Below are 16,290 nucleotides of genomic sequence, written 5' to 3'. Positions count from 1 at the left end.
CGGGTGTGACAGATTTTTTCTCAACTTTCGGCAGGGGCTGTCTCCCCGCGCGAAAAGATTTACCCGACAAGCGCATTGCGCAAGGCGGCGAGTTCTTCCTGGACGGACTCGTCGGTGGGATCGGAAAGGGTGGCGGCTACAAGGTCACGCATGATTTCTCGGAAGCGTTTTCGCAATCTGGAAATGGATTGTCTCACGGCATCATGACTGATGCCAAGTTGAGCCGCCATTTCGGCATCATTGCCAGATCCGGCTTGGGAGGGATCCAGACGACTGCGTAGCAAGCGAAAATGCTCTTCTTTGCCGGCGGCTGCTTGTTCCTTCGCCAGTTGGTCGATAGCGGCCTCAATGATGCGCAAAGCGCAGAGCCTCTGGTAGATGGACTCCGGCGTCCGGTGATCTGCTGGGTCAATGGTGATCTCATCCTCCGCTTGCGAGGCTTCAATCGAGACGATCTCTCGACCCCCACCTCGTTTTTGTGCATTGGCCTGCCTTTGCCAGTGTTTGATGTGTCGGCTGAAGGCGGTGAGTAGATAATTACGCATTTTACCCAGAGAGGCGTCAGCCGTTGAGAAGAGGTCTTTCTCAAGAGCGAAGCTGAAAAAGCTCTGGGTGAGGTCTTCTGCATCTGCTGGGGCCAGTCCCTGATAGCGTGCATAAGAGTAGATGGGCCGCCAGTAAATCTGACAGAGCTCATCAAGAGCCAGTCTTCCACGACGGCTGTCATCCTCGTCACGCAATGCTAAAACGACGCTCCATCGTGTTGCGGGAAAACCTCCATGATGAGTGTGTGAATTCATGTGCAGCAGCGTAGTAAGCAACGTTCCAACGAAAGGTGCAATTGGCAAATGGCCTGCTGCAACTTCTAAAGAAAAATGCGTCACAAGCAGTTGGTAATGTGGCTAATAACGTCGTCATTGGGGTTGTTTCGCCAGTTTTACCCGACAAAAGACCAATTGAGGTCTTCTTAGAAAAATGAGCATTTAAAATTCATCTTTACTGACAAACCATGGGAGACGCCCCCGCGAAAAAAAAATCCACCACGAAGCTCAATGGATTGAACCCCCTAGGGCTTTTGGATGGAGTATTGGGGGGCCAAGCGACAGATTGGGAACCTCCGATGGCGGAGGAGTTGGAGCCGCTGTTTCCTGGTTATCACGATTTCCAGTTCATTGATCGTGGCGGTATGGGCGCTGTGTATGCGGCCACGCAAAAGTCTTTAGAAAGACGGGTAGCCATTAAAATACTGCCACCCGAGATGGGGCAGGACGTGGCCTTTGTGGATCGGTTCCACCAAGAGGCACGTTTGCTGGCTCGGCTTCAGCACCCTCACATTGTGGCCATCTATGATTTCGGTCGAAATGCCTCGGGCCACCTTTTCATCGTGATGGAGTATGTGGAGGGGACTTCTCTGCTGGATCTGATGAAAAAACAGCCTTTGTCTTTGAGCAAAACGCTCGAAGTCATTACGCAGGTTTGTGAGGCTCTCCAGTTTGCCCATGATCATGGCGTGATTCATCGTGACATTAAACCTACCAACATTCTGCTGGATGTGCGGGGGAGGGTGCGAGTGGCAGATTTTGGCCTGGCTAAATTATCCGCGACGTCTCAACAGGCGACCACGCAGAGCCGCACGGGTATGGTCATGGGAACGCCAGGTTACGCAGCACCTGAGCAGCGCCGTGCAGAGGCAAACCTTGACCACCGGGCAGACATCTTTAGCACAGGGGTGACGCTGTATGAGCTTTTAACTGGTCACCTGCCGGTGGGCGTTTTTGAACCGCCTTCCAAAAAATCGGATGCGCCGGCCCTGCTGGATAAGGTGGTGACTCGTGCTCTGCGTGAACGCCCTGCAGACCGCTACCAGCGTGCGAGTGACATGCAGGCTGCCATCCGGACGGTGGTGCAGCGTCTGGAGCAGCCCTTGATGCAACGGGCCATCGCTAAACGCCCCATCGTGTCCATGATGACGTCAGTCATCGTCGGCGCAGGTTTCATTTACTTGCTGGATGCGCTGAACACGGAACTCTTTGAGAAGCCCAAACCCGTCAATACCGCCTATGTGGACAGCGAGCATGGCCCGACGGTGGTGAAGCTCAATGATCGATTTTCTTTAGTTCGACTCAAGCTGAATTGGGACGAAGCTCGGCGCCGTATCCAAGTGACGCCGGGTGTGGAAATGGCCAGTTTCCATAGCCAACAAGAGCTGCAGGATGTGGCGAAAAAACTGCATGATATGGGCGTGAATGCGCCTCTCTGGACGGGTGGTTGGATGAACGCCGAAAGCGGTCAATTTGCCTGGACGGATCGCAGTGCTTTTGACTTTGAGGCCTGGATGCCGAAGGCGTCAGAGCCCCCTTTGCTGATCACGGAGATTCAGGCTAAAAATCGAACCACTCTTCGCGATAAAGCTGGCAATACACCGGACTGGATCGAGGTGCATAATCCTGGGACATTACCCGTAGATGTCACCGGCTGGCATCTGCGGCACCTCACAGGGCGCTATGCTTTTGAAGGGCGGCTGGGCGGGCTGCGCAGCCAGCATAGCTCGGAACAACTGCTCATCCAGCCAGGAGAATACAAGGTCATTTACTGCATCGAGTCTGAGCCTCAAGAGTCCGGTAGTTTGGCTTTCGGATTCCAACTGGAAGCACAGGGGGGGCGCCTGCGTTGGTCTGACCCGCAAGGCCACATCGTGCAGGCAATGGAAGGGGACTGGCCCGTTTTCCCGGCAGATGCTAGCCTCGTTTATGACATGTCAGGCCAGAAATGGGGCTGGGCATCTCAGCCGACTCCTGGAAAAGCAAATGCTGTGTCTGATGAGCAGCAAGCGATCAAAGACGGAGCCATGACTCCCAAAAATAATCAGGCGATCCTGATGCTGCCAGACTTTGAAGGCCGGTGGTCTCTGGATACGCAGCGCCGCACCGCTTGGTCTCTGGTGCGGCATTCCTCGCGGTGATGAGGTTACTTTTTGAAGAGGTTTTTGAAGAAATTCTTTTTGGGTTTCTCTTCGGTCGGCACCGGTGCTGTGTTGTTAGGAACAGGCGCGGCGGATGTGGCCCCATTGGCAGGGATTTGTGCGGGCGCAAAGCGAGAGGAGTTAGCTCCCGGTGCTGTGGCTGGCTGGCCGGTGTAATCAATGGCCGCAGGTTTCATCATGGGCGCTGCGGCAGTGTCTAGATTGATCACCTTCGGCGTGAGGGCTTTGCCAGACTTGTCGTATTCATGGATGACTTGCTGGAAAAGTTCCCCCTTGAGGTTGGTGAGCCGGTCTTCCTTGCGGCGGCCAAACTCGTCGTAGGTGGACTGGCACCGGGCGACTAGATTCCCCCGTCCATCATATACATTGCCCTGCAGCGGCTCGCCTTTGTCATTGAGTAAAAAGACTTTTTTCACCGTCAGTTGACCGGAGGTGTTGTAGGTCATTTCCGTCATTTCCCGGGTATTCGGGTCTTTGATGGATTCTGTCCGGGAGTCGTCGGTGTGGTAAATCGTACGGCCTACCACGGCGCTGCCAGCAGGATTGCCCTGGGCGAACGTGGCCAAAGGAAGGGAACAAATGCCAAAAATGACGGCGCAATTTTTCATGGTTTCCGAGAAACGTTAAGCCAGACTAGCCGCACGCATCGTTTTCGACAATCATGTTTTCTGCTTCTATGAGCTTGCCTGCCACCCCCACTTCTGACGACTGGAGTCGTTTTCTCGAAACCACCATCGCTGCATTTGGCTGCGTGACGGGCACCCTGCACCGTTTTGATACGGCGGATCAACACCTGAAATTGGTGGCCCAGGTAGGCATTCCTCCGCAGCTCATGCCTGTGATTCAGTCCATCCCCATCGGCAAAGGAATCGCCGGGGCGGCGGCGGAACGGCGAGAGCCTGTGGAACTCTGCAATTTGCAGACGGATACCAGTGGGGTGGCGCGTGAGGGAGCCAAGCAGACTCAGGTCCAGGGTAGCCTAGCGGTGCCGGTTCTGGAGGGGGAGCGTCTTTGCGGCACTTTGGGTATCGGCAAACGGGAGCCGTACGACTTTACCGAGGCTGAAAAACGGAGGCTTACAGACTTGGCTGCCGAAGTGGCTGCCAGACTGGCCCCGTGAGGCCGCATGGATTTATTTGGCCAGCCAGGGACCATACTCTACGGGGACTGTCGCTTCGAAGTTCATCGGCTGGTCATGGATCGGGTGGTGTAGGCTGAGCTTCCAGGCGTGCAGCATCAGCCTTGGCGTGGAGATTTTTTGCCTGTTCGGGTGACCGTAGATGGGGTCTCCCAGGATGGGGAAGCCCAGCCCCTCCTTCATGTGGACCCGGATCTGGTGCGTCCTCCCTGTCAGAAGTTTGCAGCGAATGAGGGCTGTGTCTTTGTAAACGGAGAGTTGTTCCCACTCGGTGATGGCCTCTTTCCCTGCTCCATCATAAAGGATCGCCATGCGCTTCCGATCTACCGGATGGCGGCCAATGAGGTTTTGGATGCGGCCGCTTTTCTCCTTGGGCACTCCATTGATGGCGGCGAGGTAGATTTTACTCATGCGCCGCTCGGCAAATGCTTCGGAGAGACGGCGGTGGGCGATGTCGTTCTTCGCTACTACCATGCAGCCACTGGTGTCTTTATCGAGTCTATGAACGATACCAGGCCGCATCTCACCTCCGATTCCGCTTAGGTCATCGCAATGGTGCAGCAGGGCGTTGACCAGGGTCCCGTCTGGATTACCCGCAGCAGGGTGGACGACGAGACCTGGGGGCTTGTTGAGCACCAGGATGTCTTTATCTTCAAATAAGATTTCCAGGGGGATGTCCTGCGCCACCACAGCTACCGCAGAAGCTTCCGGGATGGTGACGGAAATGGTGTCTCCAGGCTTCAGAGCGATGCTGGCTTTGGTCGCGCGACCGTTGAGTGTGATGTGCCCGTCACGAATCAAATCTTGCAACCGAGAGCGTGACAAGTCAGTAAGACGTCCCGTAAGATGCTTGTCCAATCGTTGCCCAATATCGTTCTGCTCGGTGATGATCCAGTCCACGTCACATAGTCATGATTCGAATAAATTAGGCAATCTGTAATTTCTGGCATTTCATCTGCGATGGAAGTAAACAGCCTGTGAAAGGCATCAATCCCTCAGTGACCCCACCCCCCGAACAGTCTTACCTCAGCACCTGTCCCGTCTGTCAAAACCAGATTGATGTGACATCGCTGGAGCCGTTCACGAAGCTGAAATGTCCTTTCTGCGGTCAAATGGTGCGGGTACGGCGGAAGTTTGATCACTTCATGATCGTGCGCCAGATCGGCGAAGGTGGGATGAGCCGGGTGTTTGAAGCTGAGGATGAGACGCTAGGGCGGCGTGTGGCGCTAAAGATCCTCAACCGCCAATATTCCCGCGATGCGGCCCGGGTGGAGCAATTCCGCCAGGAAGCCCTCATCACGGCGAATGTGAACCACCCCAACGTGATCAAGCTCTACTCCGTGGGCTACGATCAAGGCTACTTCTACATCGCCATGGAACTGGTGAATGGGGGGAGCCTGGAGCAGCGGATCCGCCGGGAAGGGACGATCAACGAGGAAGAAGGCCTGCGAATTGGCCGGGAAGTGGCCGAAGGTCTGCGCGCTGCCCAGCAACTAGGCCTGATTCACCGAGATGTGAAGCCGGCGAACATTCTGTTTACCGAGACCGGAACTTCAAAGGTGGTGGACTTTGGCCTAGCTTTGTTTGTGGAGCGCGGGCCGGATTCTTCGAGTGAGATCTGGGCCACCCCGTATTATGTGGCTCCAGAAAAGATCATTGATAACCGGGAGGATTACCGGAGCGATATTTTTAGCCTCGGTGCAACGCTTTTTCATGCGCTGACAGGCCGCCCACCTCATAAGGCGGAGTCCAACAACATCCAGGAACTGCGCATGATCAAATGCAAGCGCGTGGCCCTGGAGGATAGTGGACTGCGTTTTGCCCCTCGCACCATTCACGTGATCAATCGCATGGTCGCCTTTCGCCCTCAGGAGCGCTGTGCGAACTACGATGAAACGGTGGAGGAACTGCGCCTCGCCGAAGGGCTGGTGGGACAAAACTACAAAGTGCGTTTCAGCAATCGCAAGCTGCGCTGGCTCATCGGGGCCGCAGCCGCGCTGGTGGTGACCTTTGCCGTGGGCTGGCTGATGCGCAGCACGGGGGACCGTGCAGCCGTGGCCATCACAGAGACGGTGGATGCCTCCCGCAATGACCTAGCAGGTGAGGGGGTGACGCTCCAAGCGGGAAGAGAAACCGTGGCCGAGCGTTTCCTGGAAGCTCGCGCCATCATGCTAGAAAAGAAGCGTTTTGCGGAATCTCGGCAGCAGTTCCAGCGGTTGATCGAATCTGGCCAGGCACGGCAGCCCACTCTAAATTGGGCCCGCTTCAACGCGGCTCTTTGCAGCATCGTGATCGGTAAAAAAGAAGATGCAGTCGGGCATTTGAAAAAGATGGCGGAAGACACCGGGGAAGGCAGCAGTCTTGTCTCAGCTGACTTGGCCGCTTTTTTTAAGTCTTTAGGAAGTCGAATGGGGACGAATCTGGGATTGGGCACGCCGCAGGCAGATCTCAATTACAACACTGCGCAGGAACCTGTGCTGGGCTACTTACTCCAGGGATTGGCCGAATGGCATTTTGGTGATGCGGCCTTGGGCGCTGCCGAGTTGGAGTATTTTTCACAGCACTTGGTGGATGTGAAAACGGGGGTGGGCGCTTCGTCACTGGAGTGGGTGCAGAGTTATGCCTCCATTTATGCGTTGTATGAAAAAGATCTCATCACGGCAAAAGGTGTGCAAAATCTGGCTGCGCCCCATGATCTCAAAGGGTGTCAATCCGCGCTAGCCACGGTCAAAAAAGCGCGTGATAGCCTGCGCACAGGCGGAACTTTGAAGCAAGCGCTCGCTAAACGTGAAGATGAACTGAAGCGTGAACTGGTTCGCCTCCGCCTGGATGTGCAGCGCGAGAAAATGGCGAGTGATCGCGTGCTGAGGGAGCGTGAACTGGCGCAACTTTCAGAGCTTTTGGCGGTGATCCCCACCTTGGTTCAGGGCTACGATTACAGTCGTGTGGTGGAGCTGTTAAAGGATGTGCGGTTCGAGTCTCCAGAGGTGCAGTCCGCATTGGAAGGGCGGCGCTATCTTTATGAGCAGGGGCAGGCCTTTCTAGTGCAACTCTTTGCAGACATTTCCACCCAGGGGTACCAAGGGAAGTTGCAGCGTGTGGCTGGCAGCACCGTGGAGGGCAAAGTCACCGCCGCAGACCTGACCCAGATCACCGTAAGCTTGGAACGCGGGGCGCTGACGCTGCCGCTGGATAGCCTAGCTCCAGAAACCTTGCTAGAGGCCGCTCAATTCTTCGCTGCACAAACGACTGACAGCACCGACTACTACCTGCGGCAGGAGCGCATTGCCGTGTTTGCTCGGGTGACAGGACTGCACAATCTTTCTGCCACCGTGGCTGCACAACTGATGGAGGAGAACCGGGGATTCCGCTCCCGCTGGATGAAGGTGGTGCAGTGATGGGCACGGCTCTCAAAGAGCCCGCTTCAGAAAACGCATTTCTTCCGGTAACAGCAGGATGCCTGGGATAGATTCGGCCAGGCGAAAAGCGGGGCCTACCTGGCCGCAGATCGATAAAAGTCCTGCATAAGTGGCCCGTTGGCCGGGGGGGAGGACAGAAGAGTCTAACGGATGAGCAAGTCTAGCTCTGAGCGCGGTTTCATCGCCTAACCGAAAGTCTGCAAGAGCCTTCATCAGGATCACCGCAGGAGATTCCTGCTGGCTGCTGGGAAGCTGACGGGTTGCCTGGATCGTGACTTCAATCTCATCCCCCGACAAAAGTGAGAGGTAATGGGCGCGCGTGGTGTAAACGTGATTTTCGGGGTGGGTGATTGCCTGCTTACGTGCGGAGTTCAGGGCTGCTGTGGTGTCACGACCGCGAAGAGCCATTTCATGAATTTTTTCCAGTAGGAAGCTTTGGTTGTAGGGTTGCAGGGCGGCCACCTCTGCGTAGAAGCGCGAGGCAAGATCCCAGATTCCCATTTGCTCTGCTGTCTCGGCCGTAAGACGCGCCGCCGTTTCATCTTCCCCCCGCCTCGTCTGGGCAAAAGCTGCCTCTAGATGATGGCGGATGGTCTGGATGCCTGTGTCCTGTTTGTCCGCTGTCCGGGCTTTCCAGAGATGGAGGTAGGCTTCGGAGAGGGGCAGTATTTTGGAGCTGTGGAGAAGGTTGTCTATTTCGTTCCAACGATCTAGGGCACTCAAGGCAACGAGGTAGGACTGGAGAATTGGGCCCGACTTGAGGTGCAGTCCTTCGGGCAGGAGATTGAGGACTTTGGCGGGTTCTTTTTCCTGCAGTAGCCAATTGAGTGCGGGGGCCAGCATCTCTACGCCCTGGCCACGCACGGCTGCTACCTCCTTTTCCATGATCGCTGCCCTGTCCTGTGGACGAGCGCGTAGCCGGGCGGAAAGGGCCGCATAACGAGTGCCGGGCGGTGCCGAGGGGTGGGCCTCCACTAGCCGCAAAAGCTCTGCCGCCTCTTCTCCTGTGAGCTGCACCGTAGAAGCTAAAAAATCCAGTGCGGTGAGCCCGGTGAGATTTGTCTGCCGGGCGATTTCCCAGATCACTTTTCGGGCGCGAGATTGGACTTCGGGGAAGGTTTGGTGATGATCCATCATGGCTAGCCGTAACTGCGATTCGGCATCGCTTGGAGCCATGGACAAAGCACGTCGCAAGAGCTCTTCAGCAGCTTCTGGTTGGCCTTCCGCTTGTAAAAGTTGGGCCAGCAGCCGCATGCCTTCAGGTTTTTGCTGATCGCTTAGGGAGAGCTTTTCATACTCTGCCCGCGCCGCGTGGATATGCCCCAGGGAGATGAGGATCTGGCCAACTTTCAGTCTGTCGGCATTTGTGGATTGCTGGACAGACTCCAGCGCGCGCAAGACTTGCAGCAGGGTGAGGTCATCACTGCGACTCGCCGCTAACAGGTCTGCATATGCCCGCAGCACCTCTGGCGCATTCACCTGCCAGGAGCGTGCTTTGGAGAGATTTTGCCAAGCGCTAGCCCAGTCTTTTTCCAGACGTTTTTCCTGCGCTTTTTTGGCATACGCTTCGGCGATGGCCGAGCGCGCCGTCATGATGACCTTTGATCCCAACCCCCAGTAAAAAAGCCCACCCAGAAAAATCCCCCCCATCACCCACGTCAGCCACGGACGGCGGCGCGGGCGCTGTTCTGCAGAATGAGGAGCGCTGACAGACATCTGACGAACACGAGAGCGGAAGCTTTTACGGCGAGGTGAATTCTAAAACGACGCGGAAACCGATGCTGTTGTTCCGGCTGTCACGAGAAATATGCTGGCGATGCCCTGTGCGCAGTTGGTCTTTGGCATGCATTAACCACGAGCCCCCACGGACCACGCGCTCAGAGTCAGAACCTGGCCAGACGTCTTGGCACCACTCCGCCGCATTGCCGCCTAGGCCCTGAATGCCCAAGCTATTCGCGGCCTCCGTCATCACTGGAGCGGTGTAGGAAAAACTGTCGCGATAGCCCTCCATGCGGGTGGCATCCAAATTCGTGCTGGAAGAAGGTGGCGGGAAGGCACCTTCGGCAGACCAAGGGAAATGAAGGCTGGCCTTTTCATGACGTTGCGCAGGGTCCGCTCCAGGCTCAACGGTGAGCCCGGCTGCACGGCTCCATTCCACATCGGTGGGGAGTCGGTAAGTTGCGTTGGCAGAGATAAGTTTGCTGGCCCGGTCCCGCTCCGTCAACCACGCACAAAAGGCGGTGGCTTCATCCCAACTGATGCCCACAGCAGCGTGTTCGGGGGTCAGTAGAAAGGGGGCTTTGTTTTCCCAAACTCGGTCATTGGCCTTTAGCCAAGATTCATAGTCCTGCACCCGGATCTCTGCACTTCCGATGAGGATGGTGGTGCCGGGCAAAGGGACGAAATTCATCCCGAGATCATTGGTAAAAGCCTGCCCCACTTCGGCGGGTTTCAGAGGGGCATTCGAAGTAGCTGCCGCAGTGCCTGTGGATTTGAGCTTTTCCTTCATGGCGGTTAGGTCATCCTTTGTCACGGCACCGCCCATGATCTCTTCCCGGCGTTTGGAGCGAATCTCAGCTTTGATTTTTTCTGCGGAAGCCAACATCGTGGCCGTGCGCTGCTTATCCTCAAAAACGCAGCGGAAGCCGATGGTCGGCATCTTCATGTCAACGGGCACTGTGTAAACGTAGTCTGAGCGCAGGCACTCCGCGCGAAAGTATGCCCAGGAGCCACCGCGCAGCACACCCACTTGCTCCACCCGGACCTGCGGATCCCAGCACCACTCCCAGACGTTGCCCGCTAGATCGTAAACACCTTCAGCACTGGCTTTGAATTGTCCCACCGGGGCCGTAAAAGGGAAGCTATCGGAGTAACCGGGGATTTCACCTTCGGCGAAGTTGGCTGTGTTAGCGGGTGGCGGCCAGTTAGCCCCCCAGGGAAAGGCGCGTTCATCCGCTACTTTTTCTTCGACGGTCAGGTCCAGCTTGCGCATGCGCAGCAAGCCCACTGCGGCGTCCCAGTCGGCACGAGTCGGCAGCCGATAGAGTTGAGCCGCATTTAGGTGCCCCTCTGCGCGCTCTTTATCAGTTAACCAGGTGCAAAAGGCACGTGCGTCCTCCAGCGTCACACCTACCACTGGATGATCTGGGCCTTGTTCAAAATGAGGCTTGTAGCTCCATTCCCGGCCACTGGCCTGAATGAAAGCCTGCCAATCTGACACCCGTGTCTCAAAGGTCGCCAGGAGTGCAGGCGTACCGGGTATGGAGACAAACGGCAGGCCTAAGGTGCTGCGATGCTCTCTTTTCTCATCAGGAATCTGGCCGAAAGCCGAAAGCAGGCAAAACCCGACCAGGAATGCTGGAACGAGTTGGCGGGAGGAAAGAAAACGCAGAATCACAGTCCATGGATAGAACACTCCCCGTCCACCTTCATTCAAAAAGATTGTCCAGCGTTCACTGTTACGGCTGGCGAGTGGATTGAATCGTGTTTTCACGAGCCGCGTATTTTAAAGGCGGGGCTTGTGCTTCGGGCTGATAATGAGCATGGTACATGCTCTGCCTGCCCTCATATCCATGAGGTCAAAAACCCCCATTTTCCCTTTGCCAAACGGTGCCCCGTCAGGGACGACCAAGGGCGGCAGCTTGGGGAGAAACGAAAGCCAGAGCACCTCTTTCTTAGGTCGGTGGTCGTTCGGCATGGGCCGCTGGGCGAAATGGGCCTGCCTATTGACTGTGGGACCGCTTTGGGCCGTTCAGGGGGCGATGGAGCTGATCGCCCGCGAAACTTTTGAAGGGGTGAAAACCTTGAACGCAGAGAACGTCGGCCAGCTTGGGACCTGGATTCGCGGAGCGTGGCACTGCCGCCCCATCGGCCCCCGCGTGGAGGGAACTCCGGCCCCAGGGTGGTCCGGAAGAACGAAAAAGGAGATGGTGGAATTTCGCTGGGATCTTACCCAGGCTCCTTATTCGCAGGCTCAACAGGGCGGCCTAGTAGGTTGTTGGGTGAGGTTTGAGGATCTTCTCAGTGCTGGTTATTTCAATGAAGGCTCCGGGGTGGCTAATCCGGCCCAGATTCTGCAATTGAACTGCCGCCAGGATAACAACCCGTTTCAAATGATCGGCGTGACGCAGAGCGGGCAATTGCTGTGCCGCAAAGCGGGGGTTTGGCACGCGGGTGGAAATGTGGAAAAACACACGTGGTACTGGCTGCAAATCGAGTGGCTAGACACGGAGACTGGCTTTGCTGCCAAAGCGTCTTTTCAAAAGCTCGGCGGTGAGCTTCAGGAACTGAGCACGGAGAGCATCGTGCTGGCAGACCACCCAGCCAGATATGCGATGGTGATGAATGCACCTTTTCAAACAGCGCCTTTCCAAAATTACATTTGGGGAGGACGTTTAGGTGGAGCGACTCTTGCGAAAATCTCCACTCTGGGAGAGGGGCGGCAGTTACCCGATCTCCTGCAGCCTGTCGAAGAGCGCCACACCTGGTATCTGAACCCCTTGACAGGGAATGATGATCATGACGGCCTCAGTCCCGAGAAAGCCTGGAAAACGGTGGCGAAGTTCAATGAAGAAAGTTTGTGTCATGGCCTGTTGTCTCCAAAAAATGGCGGGTATGCCCAGGGGGATACCGTTTCTGTAGATACCTCAGGGGCTCCGTTACTACTCAAGGCTGAGTCATGGCGCATTCACACCCCAGGGTTGAGCATTGTCCCTGCGGCAGGGCAGCAGCGCATCCAGATTCAGGCGCACGGAGATATCTCTGCCCCTGGTGCCAGATGGGAAAGGGTGGATGGATTTCCCAATGTCTGGACCACGACCGATGCGAATGCCGATGACTTAGCACATGTGGTGGTCTGGGAAGATGATCGCTGGCTGCACCACCCGACGGGTGAACAAGCATCCGCCGTCATGGCCGCATTGAATCAAGTGCCGGGGAGTTTTTACAGCGACGGCACCGCTTTGTATTTGCATCCCTTCGGTAGCACCAATCCCAATGTGGATGGTAAGACGTACACGCGCAGTCGCTTTCGCCCAGGGGGCGCTTCAGCAGTGATGCTAGTAGCTCCAGATCTTTACATTGAAGGCCTCGAGATCTGTAAAACTACGCTCGCAGAAGCCAGCACCAATCTACCTTTCACCGCCTATGGCATCCAGGGAGATGAAGGCTTCGGTGGATTGACTGTTTTGAAGCACTGCACTGTCAGTTATGCTGGAAAGCACTGCATCGGCTTTACGGATTCTAATTCAGGGCGGCAGGTAACGGTTGAAGACTGCCAGGTGGAACAAGGGACTCCCTATGCCAACCAAAGTCCCTGGGTGGATTACAATGGTCTGCCCACAGCTTCAGGTAATAAGACGATCTATAAAAATTGTCTTAACCTGAAGCCCATGGGGAAAATCGGCAGCACGGAAGGAGCCACCCAGGAAACGACTTCTTACCTCCTGCATAACAATGGCAGTGGCACGCAGTTCGCTGAGATCGAATTCATCGGCGGGATCTATGGCGGGCAAATCTCTACCTATGTAGGGGTGACCTCACTGAAGCTGACTGGGACCACCTTTGGTGGTGGCGTGAGTGGGGCCCAGACGACGTCTGTGACTCGCTGTGTGATGACGCAGTTGCCCATGGGCAACTCTGCGCCAGATGGGGTGCTGATAGCTCGGCACAATCTGGGGTTATTTTCGGACGGTGTTTTCAACAGTTCTTTCAACGCCTCCTGTCAGGGCACTCTGATCTATGAGGGAAATACTTTTGATCTCCGGCCTTTCCAGCGCAGCGACAATGCGAGTTTCTCCCTTTTCCAGCGAGTGGCCCCGGTGAATTTTGTTTTCAGAAACAATGTCTTTATCACTCCCGCCGATCAGTTTTTCAGCGTGATTGAAAAAGCACAGGCGACGGATGCACTGACTTTTAGCCACAATGTGTATCATCGAGGGCAAACGGGTGCAGCCGCTAGAGTGGTGAGTCTTTACAATGATGGCCTAACCACGGCTGGAAGGAGTTTGACTGAATGGCAAGCTCTCGGTCAGGACACTGAAGGTCTCGGGCAAGATGCGAAGTTGGATGCCTTTTATATGCCAACCTTGGACTCACCTGCCGTGCGTTCCGGGGCTAATCTGGGGGAAGCGCCAGACTTCACTGGCCGCCATTTTTGGGCTCGTCGTAGCAGAGGGGCCGTGGAGCCAGCAGAGTCATTTTCAGACTGGCAATCCCGTCATTTTACCCTAGCGGAACTTGGCCAAACAGCCGTGAGCGGCCCCCAGGCGGATGATGATCAGGATGGCATTTCTAATTTGGTTGAATTTGCTTTTGGCTACGACCCGCGAGTTTTTGAAAAGGCTTTTCATCAAAAGATCCACGTCACTTATTCAGGGCAGGAGAAACAAGTATCACTCGAGTTTCGTAAACCTGCTTATGCTTTGGGGGTTTCCTACATTCCCGAGATGTCTCTGGATATGACGGCTTGGGAGATTTGGCCTAACAATCTTTTGCCCAGTGTGGAGTCCAGGTCTCTGGACGGCATGATAAGTTTCACTTTTGATCAAAGTCTGCCAGAGATCCATGCTGATCGATTGTTCTTCCGGCTGCGGGTGGATCTCCTGGAAAGCTCTCTGGAAGACGAATGAGCCGTGTTTAGTTTTTCATGAATTTGTTAGTCACTGGCGGCGCAGGTTTCATCGGCTCTCATTTGATTCGATTTCTGATCGGTCTGCCTAGCATTGACCGTTTGGTCAATTTGGATGCTTTGACCTATGCAGGTCGATTGGAGAATCTGGTAGGGATACACGGCCAGCATCCGCGTTATGCCTTTGAGCAGGTGGATCTCCGCCATGCTGCGGAAGTACATCGTGTGGTGCAGGCACATGATATCACCCACGTGATTCACCTGGCCGCAGAATCTCATGTGGATCGCTCCATCGAAAAAGCAGGGGTCTTCATGGAGACCAATGTGCTGGGAACACTGCACCTTCTAGAAGCCTGTCGCCTTCATTGGCGAGATTCTAAAAATCACAAATGGGTTCACGTTTCGACCGATGAAGTCTTCGGCAGTTTAGGGCGAGAAGACGATGCTTTTGATGAAAGTTCATCGTATCATCCCAATTCACCTTACAGCGCTAGTAAAGCCGCTTCAGATCACCTCGTCCGGGCTTGGCATCACACCCATGGTCTGCCCACCATCGTTACGAATGCCTCTAACAACTACGGTCCTTTTCAATTTCCTGAGAAGCTGATTCCGATGACGATTTTGAAGGTGCTGAGCGGTGAGGAGATCCCCCTTTATGGGGCTGGGGAGAACGTGCGCGATTGGCTGCATGTGGAAGATCACTGCGCTGCTTTATGGACTGTCTTGGAAAAGGCACGGATCGGCGAAACCTATTGCATAGGCGCTGGGCAGGAGAGGCGGAATGTGGATCTGATGAAAGAGGTCTGTGAGATTCTGGATGAAGAGCGTGCAAATCTAGTGCCTTCCTTGTCGAAGGCTGTGCCTGCGGCTTCCTTGATCACTCCAGTTCGTGATCGGCCCGGACATGATTTTCGTTATGCCATCAACTCAGATAAAATACGGAAGGAGTTAGGCTGGCAGGCCGAGAAGAATTTGCATCAGGGCTTGCGAGACACGGTGCGCTGGTATTTGCGGAATTTAGATTGGCTGGCAACTGCCAGCGGTCGCAAGTTATGGACCTCATAATACCCCCACGTTGATGAAAGGACTCATTCTAGCAGGAGGTGCTGGCTCGCGGCTTTACCCGTTGACACAGGTGATGAGTAAGCAACTGCTTCCTGTCTATGATAAGCCCATGATTTATTATCCCCTCACGGTGCTCATCGCCGGCGGGATTCGGGAAATAGGTCTAGTTGCTTCACCCCAGGACCTGCCGCGTTTTCAGCAGTTATTGGGAGATGGCAGCCAGTGGGGCATCCAAATTCAATACTTTGAACAGGCAAGGCCTGACGGGATTGCTCAGGCTTTCCTTCTCGCGGCAGATTTTATCCAAAGTGGACCCGTCACTTTGATGCTTGGAGACAATCTTTTCTTCGGCGGGGATGCACTGCCTCGGGCTCTGACTGAGTTTCAAGCTGGGGCCACGATCTTCGCCTATCATGTCAATAACCCCGAATGTTATGGGGTGGTGGAATTTGACCAGGAAGGCCGGGCGAAGTCTTTGGAGGAGAAGCCTGTCTCACCTCGCAGTCCTTTTGCTGTTCCGGGTGTTTATTTGTATGATCATCAAGTGGTAGAAATTGCTCGGCAGTTAAAGCCTTCTGCTCGTGGCGAATTGGAAATCACCGATGTGAATCGTGAATATTTGCGGCGTGGCCAACTTCGGGTCACGCGCTTAAGCCGTGGTTTCGCCTGGCTGGATGCAGGCACCAGCAGCAGTTTATTTGAGGCTTCGGCATTCGTGCAAACGATTGAAAAGAGGCAGGGTATCAAGCTAGGCTGTCCAGAAGAGGCTGCATTGCGGCGCGGCTTTCTGTCGGAGTTGGCGTTTGAGGAGTTGCTCAAAAAAATGCCAGCCTGTGAGTATCGTGATTACTTGGCCAGTGTGGGAGTAGAGATCAGTCGTGGGAGCGCTGTGGCTGCCTAGAAGCATTCTTGATTCGAAGCTGATTTTCTTCAGTGGATTAACAAAAGGTAAGTCATGGGAAGACTCAAACGTGCCATGCAAGCCACTGTGGTCACACAGGGGTTTGCTATCACGGCGATGCTGTTATCCTTGCTAACCGTGCCCCTTTATTTGCAG

Annotated in this window: 11 protein-coding genes; 6 read left to right on the top strand and 5 right to left on the bottom strand. The window is 55.2% G+C overall.

The genetic code is table 11. The features are described 5' to 3' along the window. Nucleotides 1-59 precede the first annotated feature (59 nt). Nucleotides 60-800 carry an RNA polymerase sigma factor gene (locus HNQ64_RS18865; RefSeq protein WP_184211584.1) on the bottom strand — a complete coding sequence of 247 codons (741 nt, stop codon included), beginning with the start codon at nt 798-800 and terminating at the stop codon, nt 60-62. 209 nt (nt 801-1,009) lie between these two features. Between HNQ64_RS18865 and HNQ64_RS18860 the strand changes: the two genes are divergently transcribed. Further along, nucleotides 1,010-2,962 carry a serine/threonine-protein kinase gene (locus HNQ64_RS18860; protein WP_184211582.1) on the top strand — a complete coding sequence of 651 codons (1,953 nt, stop codon included), beginning with the start codon at nt 1,010-1,012 and terminating at the stop codon, nt 2,960-2,962. Between the two features lie 5 nt (nt 2,963-2,967). On the opposite strand, the gene HNQ64_RS18855 is transcribed toward HNQ64_RS18860, so the two are convergent. Then, nucleotides 2,968-3,591 (bottom strand): hypothetical protein, encoded by a 624-nt coding sequence (locus HNQ64_RS18855; RefSeq protein WP_184211580.1) that lies wholly within the window; start codon nt 3,589-3,591, stop codon nt 2,968-2,970. A gap of 53 nt (nt 3,592-3,644) precedes the next feature. Between HNQ64_RS18855 and HNQ64_RS18850 the strand changes: the two genes are divergently transcribed. Next, nucleotides 3,645-4,103, top strand: a complete 459-nt coding sequence (locus tag HNQ64_RS18850) for a GAF domain-containing protein (protein WP_184211578.1) — start codon at nt 3,645-3,647, stop codon at nt 4,101-4,103. A 12-nt stretch (nt 4,104-4,115) separates the two neighbouring features. Here the strand turns inward: HNQ64_RS18850 and HNQ64_RS18845 are convergent, their stop codons facing one another. After that, nucleotides 4,116-5,021, bottom strand: coding sequence for an RluA family pseudouridine synthase (locus tag HNQ64_RS18845; protein WP_184211576.1), 906 nt, complete (start codon nt 5,019-5,021; stop codon nt 4,116-4,118). Nucleotides 5,022-5,119: 98 nt separating this feature from the next. On the opposite strand from HNQ64_RS18845, the gene HNQ64_RS18840 reads away from it, so the two are divergent. Next, nucleotides 5,120-7,519, top strand: coding sequence for a protein kinase domain-containing protein (locus tag HNQ64_RS18840; protein WP_184211574.1), 2,400 nt, complete (start codon nt 5,120-5,122; stop codon nt 7,517-7,519). 12 nt (nt 7,520-7,531) lie between these two features. On the opposite strand, the gene HNQ64_RS18835 is transcribed toward HNQ64_RS18840, so the two are convergent. Continuing rightward, a complete protein-coding gene (locus tag HNQ64_RS18835; RefSeq protein ID WP_184211572.1) occupies nt 7,532-9,133 on the bottom strand; it encodes a tetratricopeptide repeat protein in 1,602 nt (533 codons plus the stop codon). Nucleotides 9,134-9,281: 148 nt separating this feature from the next. Continuing rightward, complete coding sequence (locus HNQ64_RS18830) at nt 9,282-11,033, bottom strand: SUMF1/EgtB/PvdO family nonheme iron enzyme (protein WP_221305499.1); 1,752 nt, start codon at nt 11,031-11,033, stop codon at nt 9,282-9,284. 79 nt (nt 11,034-11,112) lie between these two features. Here HNQ64_RS18830 and HNQ64_RS18825 point away from each other — a divergent pair, with 79 nt between their 5' ends. From HNQ64_RS18825 to rfbA, 3 genes are read left to right on the top strand one after another with little or no spacing between them, the layout of a single operon-like run. Further along, complete coding sequence (locus HNQ64_RS18825) at nt 11,113-14,169, top strand: hypothetical protein (protein ID WP_184211563.1); 3,057 nt, start codon at nt 11,113-11,115, stop codon at nt 14,167-14,169. Nucleotides 14,170-14,186: 17 nt separating this feature from the next. After that, nucleotides 14,187-15,233, top strand: coding sequence for a dTDP-glucose 4,6-dehydratase (gene rfbB, locus HNQ64_RS18820; protein ID WP_184211561.1), 1,047 nt, complete (start codon nt 14,187-14,189; stop codon nt 15,231-15,233). A gap of 13 nt (nt 15,234-15,246) precedes the next feature. After that, on the top strand, nt 15,247-16,134 hold the full coding sequence (gene rfbA / locus HNQ64_RS18815; protein WP_184211559.1) for a glucose-1-phosphate thymidylyltransferase RfbA: 888 nt from the start codon (nt 15,247-15,249) through the stop codon (nt 16,132-16,134). Nucleotides 16,135-16,290 lie beyond the last annotated feature (156 nt).

Source organism: Prosthecobacter dejongeii (genome assembly GCF_014203045.1).
In the GTDB taxonomy this organism is placed as follows: domain Bacteria; phylum Verrucomicrobiota; class Verrucomicrobiia; order Verrucomicrobiales; family Verrucomicrobiaceae; genus Prosthecobacter; species Prosthecobacter dejongeii.
This window is presented reverse-complemented; position numbering and strand designations above follow the sequence as displayed.

Bases quoted from the DNA above. Each gene is read 5' to 3' on its own strand.
- HNQ64_RS18865 (WP_184211584.1), bottom strand. From the start codon at position 800: ATGAATTCACACACTCATCATGGAGGTTTTCCCGCAACACGATGGAGC.
- HNQ64_RS18855 (WP_184211580.1), bottom strand. From the start codon at position 3,591: ATGAAAAATTGCGCCGTCATTTTTGGCATTTGTTCCCTTCCTTTGGCC.
- HNQ64_RS18850 (WP_184211578.1), top strand. From the start codon at position 3,645: ATGTTTTCTGCTTCTATGAGCTTGCCTGCCACCCCCACTTCTGACGAC.
- HNQ64_RS18825 (WP_184211563.1), top strand. From the start codon at position 11,113: ATGAGGTCAAAAACCCCCATTTTCCCTTTGCCAAACGGTGCCCCGTCA.
- HNQ64_RS18835 (WP_184211572.1), bottom strand. From the start codon at position 9,133: ATGACGGCGCGCTCGGCCATCGCCGAAGCGTATGCCAAAAAAGCGCAG.
- rfbB (WP_184211561.1), top strand. From the start codon at position 14,187: ATGAATTTGTTAGTCACTGGCGGCGCAGGTTTCATCGGCTCTCATTTG.
- HNQ64_RS18860 (WP_184211582.1), top strand. From the start codon at position 1,010: ATGGGAGACGCCCCCGCGAAAAAAAAATCCACCACGAAGCTCAATGGA.
- rfbA (WP_184211559.1), top strand. From the start codon at position 15,247: ATGAAAGGACTCATTCTAGCAGGAGGTGCTGGCTCGCGGCTTTACCCG.